We start from the raw sequence: 11,434 nt of genomic DNA on the forward strand, positions 1-11,434 counted from the left end.
ACCGTCCGTCCGGCAAGGGGCAGAGCAATGATCGAGGCAGTCGGCCTGACCAAGCGCTTCGGCGCCAAGACCGCCGTCGACCAGCTGTCCTTCCAGGTCAGGCCAGGTCATGTCACCGGCTTCCTGGGGCCCAACGGCTCCGGCAAGTCCACCACCATGCGCATGATCCTCGGTCTGGACCGGCCCACCTCCGGCCGGGTCACGATCAACGGCCTCCCCTTCCGCGAGCTGCCGAACGCCCAGCGGCACGTCGGCGCCCTGCTCGACGCCAAGGCGGTGCACGGCGGCCGCCGGGCGCGCACCCACCTGCTCTCGGTGGCCCAGCTCTCCGGCATCCCGGAGAAGCGGGTGGACGAGGTCCTCGCCGTGGTCGGTCTCCAGCACGTCGCACGCCAGCGTACGAAGGGCTTCTCGCTCGGCATGGGCCAGCGGCTCGGCATCGCCACGGCCTTGCTGGGCGACCCCCAGGTGCTCCTGTTCGACGAGCCGGTCAACGGGCTGGACCCCGAGGGGATCCTCTGGGTCCGCAACCTCATGCGGCAGCTCGCCGCCGAGGGCCGGACCGTCTTCGTCTCCTCGCACCTGATGAGCGAGATGGCGCTGACCGCCGACCACCTCATCGTGATCGGCCGGGGCCGGCTCCTGGCCGACATGGGCACCCAGGAGTTCATCACGCACAACTCGGCCGGATTCGCACGGGTGCGGGCGGCCGACACCGATCGGGATGGCCGGGACACGCTGGCGGCGGCCCTGACCGAGGCGGGCGGCCGGGTGCTCCAGGAGCCCGACGGAGCACTGCGCGTGACCGGCCTGGAGCTGCCCCGCATCTCCGACCTCGCCCACGGGGCCGGCGTACGGCTGTGGGAACTGTCCCCGCACCGGGCCTCGCTGGAGGAGGCCTACATGCGGATGACCCAGTCCTCCGTCGAGTACACCTCCACCGAGGACCCGCGGGCCGAACTGTGGGAGCCCGAGCCGCTGAGCGTCCCGGAGTGGGAGGAGGAGGCGCCCGCGCCGCAGATCCCGCAGGAAGGGTTCTTCGCTCCCCCGCCGCCCGGGGCCGGCGGCCGGCCCTTCCTGATGCCCGGCAGTGCAGCCGACCTCGCCGAAGCCGCCCGGAACACCACCGCAGACACCCGCAAGGACACCCGATGACCGGCCACCCGATGACTGGCCACCCGACGCCCGGCCGCCCGACGCCCGTGGACGCGGCCGCGCCGGCGCCCGCGGCCGCGTCCGAGCCCTACAGCTCGCCGCTTCCGACGCCGCGCCCGCATCTGGGGCACGCGCTCGCCTCGGAGTGGACGAAGCTGATCTCGGTGCGCTCCACGGTGTGGACACTCGGCTCGCTGGTGCTGCTCGTGGTCGGCGTCGGCCTGCTCGCCATCTCGCAGACCCGCGACGAGAACTACAACGAGATGCCGTTCACCACGCCGGCCGTCTTCGGGCTGCTGATCGGGCAGCTCTCGGTGATGGTGCTCGGGGTGCTGACGATCACCTCGGAGCACGGGACCGGGCTGGTCCGCACCACCTTCACCGCGGCCCCGGACCGCTACCGCGTGCTGACGGCGAAGTACCTCGTCTCGGCCCTCGCCTGCTTCACCGCCACCGCCGGGTCCGTCTTCGCGGTCGGCGTCGCCGCGGCCATCGCGCACGGCGGCCCCGCCGCGGGAGCGCACTCCGGCCACGAGTGGGTCTCCGGGCTCGCGGGCTGCGTCTACGTGACGCTGCTGGGCGTGCTCGCGCTGGCCGTCGGGGCGCTCGTACGGCACTCGGCCGGGGCCATCGCCGTCATGATCGGCGTCGTCACCCTGCCGCCGGTGGTCGGCGGAATACTGAGCGCCTGGCAGGCCACCGCCTCGCTCGGGACGGCGGTCCTGCAGCACAACGCCCCGGTGGCGCTGATGCAGCTGTTCGGCATGGCGAACGGCGGTGGCCCCGACACCGAGTCACTGCCCGGCACTCTGTCCCAGATGCTGCTGATCACGGTGGTGACGGGAGCCGCGGTGGCGGCGTCGTACGTGGTGGTCGGCCGCCGGGACGTCTAGGGGGCGGCTCCCCGACCGGGCCGGGCTCGCGGCGCCCGGCCCGCGCCTCGGCGCGCTGTCCCCGTCAGTACCGCGGGGCGTTACGGGACCGCTGCACCCGCGAGGTGCGGCGGTCCTTCGCGTTCCAGCAGGCCTTGTGCCAGTGACGGCGGTCGTCGACGCCGCCGTATTCAGGCCACGCCACCAGGTGCGGGGTGCCCGAGGGGATCTCCTGGTCACAGCCCGGGCAGCGGTAGCGCTTGCCCGCCGCGTTCGCGCCCGCGACGTGCCGGACCTTCCATTCCTCGCCCTGGTACTCCTCGGTCCGTTCCAGCCCGAACCGGTCCAGGCCGCCCGCGCCCGGGTCCGGACGGTCGGCTGGATTCCCGCCGCCCCTGGGGCGGTTGTGGCGCGGTGACACGTATACCTCACGAATGGGCGGACGGAAGTGACTTTCTCCCAGACTACGCGCAGCGAGGACGGGTACCCGCAGGGTGGCTGACAGAGGCCGCCCGGAGGGCGACGACTGGCCTGACTATCCCAATAACTTTCCTGTCAGGCCGTGCCTTTGGCACGTGTCAGACGTTGTTGCCGTCAGAAGAACCGGTCCACCTGGGGGAGGCCGCGTCAGCCACGAGGAGGCTAAGGGCGATGCGCGTAGGAGCGTTTGTACTGGCGGCCCAGTTCCCGGGTCAGGGGCAGGGGGAGGCGCTGCACCGGGCGGTGCGGACCGCCGAGGTGGCCGAGGAGGCCGGTCTCGACGCGGTCTGGCTCGCCGAGCACCACTTCGTCCCGTACGGGGTGTGCCCCTCGGCGGTGACCCTGGCGGCCCTGCTGCTGGGCCGGACCCGGCGGCTGCGGGTGGGCACGGCGGTGAGCGTACTGCCGACCGCGCATCCGGTGGCCCTCGGCGAGCAGGCGGCGCTGCTGCACCTCACCGCGGGGGGCCGGTTCACCCTGGGCGTGGGCCGGGGCGGGCCGTGGGTGGACCTGGAGGTGTTCGGGGGCGGCCTCGACGCGTACGAGAACGGTTTCCCGGAGGCGCTGGACCTGCTGCGGCGCTGGCTGGCGCAGCCGCGGGTCTCCGCTGCCGGCGAGCGGTACGGCTTCCGCGAGGTGGCTGTCGTACCGCGCCCGTCGGAGGCGCTGGACGGGGACGGATCCGGGCCGGAAGTGATCGTCGCCTGCACCTCCCCCGCGTCGGTCCGGCTGGCCGCGGAGCGCGGGCTGCCGATGCTGCTCGGGATGCACTGCGGGGACGAGGACAAGGCGGAGATGGTCGCGCTGTACCGGCGTACCGCCGCGGCGGCGGGCCACTCGCCGGACGCTCCGCACGTGTCGGCGGGCGTGTGCCAGCTGGCGGACCGGACCGTGGACGCCCGGGAAACGCTGATGAAATCGATGCCGGGCTGGCTGAAACAGGGACTGGACGCACACGTGACGGTGGACGGGCGGCTGCGCTCGATGCGGGACCCGGTGGCCTACACGGAGCTGCTGTGTGATCTGCATCCCGTGGGGACCCCGCGGCTGGCCGCGGACCGCTTGGCGGCGACGTCCGAGCGGACGGGCATCACGCGGTTCGCGCTGCTGACGGAGGGCTCGGGCGATCTCGCCGCGACGGAGGAGAACGTACGGCGCCTCGGCGCCGAGGTCCTGCCCCGCCTCGGCTGAGAGCCGGCCGGAACTGCTGCCGCTCCGGTATCAGTGCACCTCCCGCGTGGATACGGAGCGGCAGCGGAGTACGGGGATTGCGGGTGGAGCGGATGGCGCGGTGGCGCGGGTGGCCTGGTCGGACCGCGCTGTGCCGGTCCGGCTCGGCCCTGCTGGTGCGGGGCTTCTCCTGCTGGTCCTACTGGTACGGCTGACCCGGCTGGTGGTGCGTCCGGTCCTAGCAGTCCCGCAGTTCCGGCGACTGGTTGAGCAGCTGGCCGCGGATCGACGTGAACTTGGCCAGCCTGTCGTCCACCGAAGCATCCAGCGGGAAGACGGCCACACGGTGGCAGTTCTGGAAGGCCAGCCGCACCCCGAAGTGCCGCTGCAGCGCACCACGTATCGCGTCACTCGCGAGGGCGCGCAGCAGCTGCCCGCGCGCCTGCTCGTCGGGCGGCGGCGTCTGGTTGTCGGCGAACTCTCCGCCGTCGACCTTCAGCTGGGCCACCAACGAGCTGATCATCTCCCAGGCATAGGGCAGGGAGGTCCGGACGCAGTCGACGAAAGCGGCTTCGTCGACCTCGCCTCGCTCGGCCTGTTCGAGTAGGGCCGGTGAGACGTCGAGCGACATGGGTTCTCCTCTCGCGACCCCGGCGTTTGGGTTGCCGGAGTCTTACGGGCAGGGAAGGAGGCCGCGACGCAGCGTGCACGCTCGGCAACCTCCCGCTCACCACGGTAGGCGCCCCTCGGGTGCCGCACCAGGAGAATGCGCATACAACGCGCCATCGGCGAAGGGGGCTTTCGGGGGCGAATCGCGTGGAGGCGGGTCGGTCGAGTAGCGTTGCCGACCATGCGTCTCGTCATTGCCCGCTGCTCCGTCGACTACGCGGGCCGGCTCACCGCCCATCTGCCCTCGGCACCCCGTCTGATCCTCGTGAAGGCCGACGGCAGTGTCTCGATCCACGCGGACGACCGGGCCTACAAACCGCTCAACTGGATGTCGCCGCCGTGCACCCTCAAGGAGGGGAGCGGGGATGACGCCGGCGTCTGGACGGTGGTCAACAAGGCGGGCGAGAAGCTCATCATCACCATGGAGGAAGTCCTCCACGACTCCTCCCACGAGCTGGGCGTCGACCCGGGCCTGATCAAGGACGGCGTCGAGGCGCACCTGCAGGAGCTGCTGGCGGACCGGATCGACACGCTGGGCGAGGGCTACACCCTGATCCGGCGCGAGTACATGACGGCGATCGGCCCGGTGGACATCCTGTGCCGGGACGCCTCCGGCGGGACGGTGGCGGTGGAGATCAAGCGCCGCGGCGAGATCGACGGCGTCGAGCAGCTGACCCGCTACCTGGAACTGCTGAACCGGGATCCGCACCTGGCGCCGGTGCGGGGCGTGTTCGCGGCGCAGGAGATCAAGCCGCAGGCCCGTGTGCTGGCCGCTGACCGCGGGATGGACTGCGTGGTCCTGGACTACGACGCCCTGCGCGGCATCGAGGACGACAAGCTCCGCCTGTTCTGAGTCCCGGCTCGCCGAGCGGCGCCCCCGGCAGTGGCGTGGTGGTGGCACCGCGCACAACTGTCCATCGGGGCGCCTGCGTCGGTGCGATCCGGCTCGGCCGTCCGCCGACGGCGTCGAGGCGGCACCGGACGGGGAGCGGTCCCCGTGGGCGCCCGTTCGTGCCGGCGCGCGATCCGACCCGGGCCGGGCCTCATGCGCCCGGCTGCCGGCTGCGTCTCACCTTCCTGCAAGGAGGGCACGCGCAGGTCCACACCACCGCAACCCCCTCGTCCCCGAGCCTTACCCGCACGGGGGAGGCCAGGGGCCGCCCGGGCCGCCCGGACCCGGGGCCGGACCGCAGGGACCGTACGCACCGCCGCCCCCGGACAGCAGGGCTGGTACGCGCCGTCGTATGGGACGCCGGCGACCGCGAGGTGACCTGCTTCGTCGCCGACAGCGGCGGCCCGAGCACCGGTTCGGTCCGCGCCCCCGGCCCCTGAGCCGCCGCCGGCGAGGGGGGCGGGAACCGGCTTCCGCCGGCCCGGGGGGCGAGCCCTCAGGTGCTCGACGGGCTGCCGACGGGGCCGGTCGTGGGGGGCGGCGTGGTCGGGGGGGCCTGGGTCGTCGGGTCCGTGGACGGCGTCGGCTTGGGGTCCGGGCTCGGCGGATTCGACGTGGGCGTCGACCCCGTGGTCGAGGGGGTGCGGGACGGGGGCGTCGGCCCCGTGGCCGGCTTGCGCGACGGGGTGCGGGACGACTGGTTCGGGTCCGGGCTGAGGCCCGGGGCCGGGGAGGCCGGCTCGGAGGCGTCCCCGACCGGTGCCCCAGGGTCCGGTGCAGGAACGTTCCCGCCACTCTCCGGTGCCCCCGGCAGGGACGACGCAGGCGTCGAGGAGACCGCCGGGCCACCGCCCGTCGGCGCCTCGGAGTCCGACGAGGACATGGCGAGGCTCACCACCGTGCCCAGCACCGCCACGGTCAGCGCCCCCGCCGCCGCCAGCAGCACCGGCTTGCGGCGCGACTCCCGGGCCGGCGGCTCGGGCCGGACGATCGGGGCGGGCGCCGGCTTCGGGTTGAGGGGGAAGGCCTCCTCGAACACCTCGGACAGCGTCGACGGCTCCGCCCGCTTGATCACCGGCACCACCGGCGCCACGCGTGCGGTCACCGGCAGGGCCGCCGTCACGGCCTCCGAAGACCGCGCCGCCGCCGGCGGAGCCGCCGCAGCCGCAGGCGGCTCCAGGCGCAGCGGCGGCGACACCTGGACGCCCGCCGCCTCCCGGTCCGCGACGAGCGCCAGCGCCCTCCGCCCCGCGACCGTGCCCCGCTTGTCCGCGAGTGCGCCCCGCAGCCCGATCGACGCCTCCAGCTCGGCGCGCGCCCGGTCCAGCCGGCCCTCGCACAGCGCGAGCACCCCGAGCTCGTGGTGGAAGTACGCCTGCTCCGCGACCTCTCCCGCCTTGCGCGCGGCCTCCGCGCCCGAGCGGAGCACCCGCTCCCACGCCTCCCAGTGCCGGGAGGCCGCGAAGGCGGGCGCCGCCGTACGGGCCAGCAGCACCGCGGCCACCACATCCGCTCCCGCGAGGGCCGCGACCACCGCGTCGGCCTCCGCCGCGACGCGCTCCGGGGCCACCGAGGCGTGCCCGGTCCACCAGGCGTAGTGGCGGGCCGCCGTACGGGCCTCTTCCGCCGCGGTGTCCCCGTAGCCTGCCTCCTCCAGCTGCCGGGCCACCCCGGCGGCGAGCCGGTACCGGGTGCCGACCGGGGTCACCAGCCCGCCGGCCAGGAGTTCGGCGACGGCCGCGTCCGCGTGGGTGTCCCCCACCAGTGCGGGCAGGTGGGCGTGGTGCGGCAGTTCACCGCCGAGCGCGCACGCGATCCGCAGCGCCGCCCGCGCCGATTCGCTGGCCCGCGAGGCCAGCAGCTCGGCGGGGGCCGCGCCCTCGGCCAGCGTCGGCAGCGGCACGTAGGCGGCGTCGCGCGGCCGTTCCTCGAAGACTCCGGGCTCTTCGTCGTCGTCCTCGGCCGAGAGCCGGTTCAGCTCGTCGCGCTGCCGCAGCAGCGCGGCCGCCTGCACGAAACGCAGCGGCAGCCCTTCGGAGGCGAAGCGCAGGTCGCCCGCCCAGGCGGTCTCCTCGTCGGTCAGTGCCCGGCCGAGCCCGGCTTCGAGCAGGTGCAGGCACTCGGTGCGGCCCAGGCCGCCGAGGAAGACCTCTTCCAGGTGGGAGTCGTCGGAGGGGGCCCGGGTATCGGGCGTGGCGGCCAGCAGGTAGGCGCATTCGGGGGTGGCGCGCAGCAGCTCGTCGAGGGCGCTCCCGCCCATCTCCAGGTCGTCGAGGAGCACGATGGCGCCGATGTCCCGTACACGGGCGAGGAGTTCGGTCCGCTCCGGCCGTTCCAGAGAGGCCTCGAACACGGCCGCGTGCAGCGCGTGGAGCAGCTCACCCGGCTGCTGGTGCCCGTGGCCGCTGAGGCGTACGACTCCGTCGGGCGCCATGCCCGCGCAGTCGGAGGCGACCGCGTCGAGCAGGGCGGTGCGGCCGGATCCGGCGGGACCGGTCAGCCGTACGGAACGGCCCCGGCCCAGCAGCCGTACGAGCCGCTCCCGTTCCTCCTCGCGCCCCAGCAGCGGGGCGGCCGGGACGACCGCTCCGGGTAGGGCGGGCGGACGGGCGGCGGCGTCACGGGCGGTTCGGGAGGCCGCGTCGCGCTTGGGCGGGCGGCCGCCGCCGGTGCCGGGGCGGCGCGGCTCGATCTCGCTGCCGTCGACGGGGTTGACCGTGAGGGTGAAGTCCCCGGCGGTGAGGGTGACGACCCGCGCGGCGGGCGTCGGCGAAGAAGCGGAGGGCGCCGCAGGCGCCGGCGGTACGGGTCCTTCCGCCGCCCCGGATGCTCCCGCGGAAGGCTCCTGCGGATGGGCCTGCCCCTGTGTACGGTCCATGACCAAGTCCCCCGATCGCGCCCTGCGCCTCGCCGTCCTGCCGCCCGGCCTTCGCACATGCCGCTGTCGCTACTGGTCCGGTTTCCGCCCGAACCCTAGACGGTGGCCGGTCATACGGGGAACCGCAGGGGTGCCATCACCACCGGACCGTTACGTTTCCGCAGGAAACGCAAACGGAATCCGGCCTCAGACCCGCGGGAGGGATTCCGCTTCCAGGCCGCCCTCGATCGCGAGGATCCGGTGCAGCCGGGTCGCGACGAGGAGCCGCTGCATCTGCGCCGGCACCCCGCGCAGGACGAGGCGCCGCCCCGTCCGGCCGGCCCTCCGATGGGCGCCCATGATCACGCCGAGGCCGGTCGCGTCCCAGGAGTCGAGCCCGGTGAGGTCGAGGACGAGGTCGCCGCGGCCGTCGTCGAGGGCGGCATGGAGGGCCGTACGGGCGTCCGCCGCGCTGCGCACGTCGAGGCGGCCCCCGACAGCGAGTTCAGCGTGGTCGCCCCTGATGTGCATGTGTGCTCCCGGCAGTCCTGCGTACGTATGGTCCGACTGGTCCGTGGTCGACAACTCTCACTGCAACTGACTGCCACGCGGGCAGGGAAGTTGCCGACCGTGAGCGAACCGATACCTAATTCACCCGTGCGGGTGCTGGCATTCGAACAAGGGCGCTCGATCGCTCAGTGCTTGTAGAAGCCCTGCCCGGTCTTGCGGCCGAAATCACCCGCGTCCACCATGCGGCGCATCAGCTCCGGCGGCGCGAACTTCTCGTCCTGGGACTCGGTGTAGATGTTGCTGGTCGCGTGGAGCAGGATGTCCACGCCGGTGAGGTCGGCGGTGGCCAGCGGGCCCATCGCGTGACCGAAGCCCAGCTTGCACGCGATGTCGATGTCCTCGGCGGACGCCACGCCCGATTCGTACAGTTTCGCGGCCTCGACGACGAGCGCGGAGATCAGACGGGTCGTCACGAAGCCGGCCACGTCGCGGTTGACGACGATGCACGTCTTGCCGACCGACTCGGCGAACGCGCGGGTGGTGGCGAGGGTCTCGTCGCTGGTCTTGTAGCCGCGGACCAGCTCGCACAGCTGCATCATCGGGACGGGCGAGAAGAAGTGCGCGCCGACGACCCGCTCCGGACGCTCCGTCACCGCGGCGATCTTGGTGATCGGGATGGCGGAGGTGTTGGACGCGAGGATCGCGTCGTCCCGTACGAGCTTGTCGAGCGAGCGGAAGATCTCGTGCTTGACCTCAAGCTTCTCGAAGACGGCCTCGACGACGATGTCGGCGTCGGCGACCGCGTCGAGGTCGGTGGTCGTGCTGATGCGGGCGAGCGCGGCCTGCGCGTCCTCGGCCGTCATCTTGCCCTTGGAGACGAACTTGTCGTACGAGGCCTTGATGCCGTCGGTACCGCGCGTCAGGGCGGCGTCGGTGACGTCGCGCAGCACGACGTCCCAACCCGCCTGAGCGGAGACCTGAGCAATCCCCGAACCCATCAGTCCTGCACCGATGACGGCGAGCTTCCCAGCCACTGCACACCCCTCGTTCTCAAACGGCCCGGTCTCGTAGCCTCTCCGGCGGAGACTAGCGCTCGCGGGCGGCGGTGTGACCGTGAAGTAACACGCGTCACGTCTCAGATGACGGACATCACACCGGTCCGGCCCACCACCCGGCCTCCGGCGCCGAGTTCACCCGCCGTCACCGACGGGCCCCGCCGAGGATCCGCTCCTCCGGCTCCCTCCAGCCGATCGGCCTCCCGCGCCGCGGCCGGCGCACGGCCCAGGTCGAGGGCCGTCCGCCTGCGGGTGACGATCGCCGTCACATCGGTCCGCTTCGCCGTTGCGGCCCGCTGCCGGAGGGCGGACATGTCTGCCCACCGTACGTATCCCCCCTCCGGGCCGATATGGCTCACGGCGGGACGACAGGTCAGGGCGGCCGGGGAGCGCGTGGGGTTTTCCGGGGCGGCTCATTACGCTGGCCGCATGGTGAACCTCACGCGCATCTACACCCGCACCGGCGACAAGGGCACGACCGCCCTCGGCGACATGAGCCGTACGGCCAAGACCGACCTGCGGATCTCGGCGTACGCCGACGCCAACGAGGCCAATGCGGCCATCGGCGCCGCGATCGCCCTCGGCGGCCTGCCCGCGGAGGTCGTGAAGGTCCTGGTCCGGGTGCAGAACGACCTGTTCGACGTCGGCGCCGACCTGTGCACCCCGGTGGTGGAGAACCCGGAGTACCCGCCCCTGCGCGTCGAGCAGTTCTACGTGGACAAGCTGGAGGCCGACTGCGACCGCTTCAACGAGCAGTTGGAGAAGCTGCGCAGCTTCATCCTCCCCGGCGGCACCCCGGGTGCGGCCCTGCTGCACCAGGCCTGCACCGTGGTCCGGCGCGCCGAGCGCTCCACCTGGGCGGCGCTGGAGGTGCACGGCGAGACGATGAACCCGATGACCGCCACCTACCTCAACCGCCTGTCCGACCTCCTGTTCATCCTGGCCCGGACGGCGAACAAGGAGGTCGGGGACGTGCTCTGGGTCCCCGGCGGCGAGCGCTAGAGACCCCTTAGCGGGCGGGCCCGGCTCCGGCCGGGGCCTTGCGCGGCCAGATCGAGTAGGTCGCCGCGACCACGGTGTGGATGACGAACACCCGCAGGGCTGCGGTCTGCCAGCCCCGCAGCCCCCCGGTGTCCGCCGCGTCGCCTACGTACCAGACCGCCGCCTGGAGCAGTCCGAGCGCGACGGCCGCTCCGACCAGGGTCCGGACCCATAGCTTCCACTCGTGGGCGGCCCGGGCCTTGCCGTACATCGGACCGGGGGGCTTCGGCCCCTCGCCGAACCGGTATGCGGCGTGCCGGTCGAGCCAATTCACCGTGTACGGGCCGTAGGCGACGGTGTAGCCGAGGTAGAGCGCGGCGAGGCCGTGCGTCCAGCTCGGCTCCCCGCCGTTCTTCAGGTCCAGGGTCGTGGCCACGAGCAGCGCCAGCTCCAGCAGGGGTTCGCAGAGCAGGACCGCCGCTCCCAGCCTCGGCATCCGCGCCGGGTAGCGCAGGGCCAGTCCGCCGGCCAGCAGCACCCAGAAGCCGATCTCGCAGGCGATGATCAGGGCGACGAGCACGTGGCTCCCCTTTCCGCTCGGTTCCTCGAAAAGCCCACTCCTCCCAGGGTCCCGGCCGCCGCCGTGCTCCTCTTCGTCGCGGGAGACGAAGAGCGACTGCATCCTTCGGTGTAGTCCGGGGGCCCGGCTCTCCACCGCTGTGCCGAGGCCGGGTCCTTCCCGCACCGTGTTGGATGGGACCGTGACCAGGACCGCCGACCCGCACCGCGCCCT

Annotated in this window: 12 protein-coding genes; 5 read left to right on the plus strand and 7 right to left on the minus strand. The window is 73.1% G+C overall.

What is annotated here, in order from left to right; all coding sequences use genetic code 11:
- Positions 1–27 precede the first annotated feature (27 nt).
- A complete protein-coding gene (locus tag AC0666_RS00815; protein WP_468581395.1) occupies positions 28–1,155 on the plus strand; it encodes an ABC transporter ATP-binding protein in 1,128 nt (375 codons plus the stop codon).
- Positions 1,152–2,048, plus strand: coding sequence for an ABC transporter permease (locus AC0666_RS00820; RefSeq protein ID WP_468963320.1), 897 nt, complete (start codon positions 1,152–1,154; stop codon positions 2,046–2,048). The genes AC0666_RS00815 and AC0666_RS00820 overlap by 4 nt, the downstream gene beginning before the upstream one ends.
- Before the next feature lie 64 nt (positions 2,049–2,112).
- Here AC0666_RS00820 and AC0666_RS00825 read toward each other — a convergent pair whose 3' ends face one another.
- Positions 2,113–2,448, minus strand: coding sequence for an ATP/GTP-binding protein (locus AC0666_RS00825; protein ID WP_468963319.1), 336 nt, complete (start codon positions 2,446–2,448; stop codon positions 2,113–2,115).
- A 230-nt stretch (positions 2,449–2,678) separates the two neighbouring features.
- Between AC0666_RS00825 and AC0666_RS00830 the strand changes: the two genes are divergently transcribed.
- Complete coding sequence (locus AC0666_RS00830) at positions 2,679–3,698, plus strand: LLM class flavin-dependent oxidoreductase (protein WP_361714888.1); 1,020 nt, start codon at positions 2,679–2,681, stop codon at positions 3,696–3,698.
- Between the two features lie 217 nt (positions 3,699–3,915).
- On the opposite strand, the gene AC0666_RS00835 is transcribed toward AC0666_RS00830, so the two are convergent.
- A complete protein-coding gene (locus AC0666_RS00835) occupies positions 3,916–4,308 on the minus strand; it encodes an SCO5389 family protein (protein ID WP_361714885.1) in 393 nt (130 codons plus the stop codon).
- Positions 4,309–4,527: 219 nt separating this feature from the next.
- Between AC0666_RS00835 and nucS the strand changes: the two genes are divergently transcribed.
- Positions 4,528–5,199, plus strand: a complete 672-nt coding sequence (nucS, locus tag AC0666_RS00840) for an endonuclease NucS (protein ID WP_361714882.1) — start codon at positions 4,528–4,530, stop codon at positions 5,197–5,199.
- Positions 5,200–5,734: 535 nt separating this feature from the next.
- Here nucS and AC0666_RS00845 read toward each other — a convergent pair.
- The 4 genes from AC0666_RS00845 to AC0666_RS00860 all read right to left on the minus strand — a co-directional run bounded on the left by AC0666_RS00845 (position 5,735) and on the right by AC0666_RS00860 (position 9,974).
- Entirely contained in the window at positions 5,735–8,116 is a 2,382-nt protein-coding gene (locus AC0666_RS00845; protein ID WP_468963318.1) for an ATP-binding protein, read from the minus strand.
- Between the two features lie 186 nt (positions 8,117–8,302).
- Positions 8,303–8,626 carry an STAS domain-containing protein gene (locus AC0666_RS00850; RefSeq protein ID WP_478706866.1) on the minus strand — a complete coding sequence of 108 codons (324 nt, stop codon included), beginning with the start codon at positions 8,624–8,626 and terminating at the stop codon, positions 8,303–8,305.
- Between the two features lie 164 nt (positions 8,627–8,790).
- Positions 8,791–9,639, minus strand: coding sequence for a 3-hydroxyacyl-CoA dehydrogenase family protein (locus AC0666_RS00855; RefSeq protein ID WP_361714873.1), 849 nt, complete (start codon positions 9,637–9,639; stop codon positions 8,791–8,793).
- A 101-nt stretch (positions 9,640–9,740) separates the two neighbouring features.
- Complete coding sequence (locus AC0666_RS00860; protein ID WP_468963316.1) at positions 9,741–9,974, minus strand: hypothetical protein; 234 nt, start codon at positions 9,972–9,974, stop codon at positions 9,741–9,743.
- A gap of 115 nt (positions 9,975–10,089) precedes the next feature.
- On the opposite strand from AC0666_RS00860, the gene AC0666_RS00865 reads away from it, so the two are divergent.
- Positions 10,090–10,662: a cob(I)yrinic acid a,c-diamide adenosyltransferase gene (locus tag AC0666_RS00865; protein WP_468963315.1), complete on the plus strand. Its 573-nt coding sequence runs from the start codon at positions 10,090–10,092 to the stop codon at positions 10,660–10,662.
- A gap of 7 nt (positions 10,663–10,669) precedes the next feature.
- Here the strand turns inward: AC0666_RS00865 and AC0666_RS00870 are convergent, their stop codons facing one another.
- Positions 10,670–11,221, minus strand: a complete 552-nt coding sequence (locus AC0666_RS00870) for a hypothetical protein (RefSeq protein WP_468963314.1) — start codon at positions 11,219–11,221, stop codon at positions 10,670–10,672.
- Positions 11,222–11,434 lie beyond the last annotated feature (213 nt).

This window comes from Streptomyces sp. NPDC043680 (assembly GCF_056436685.1).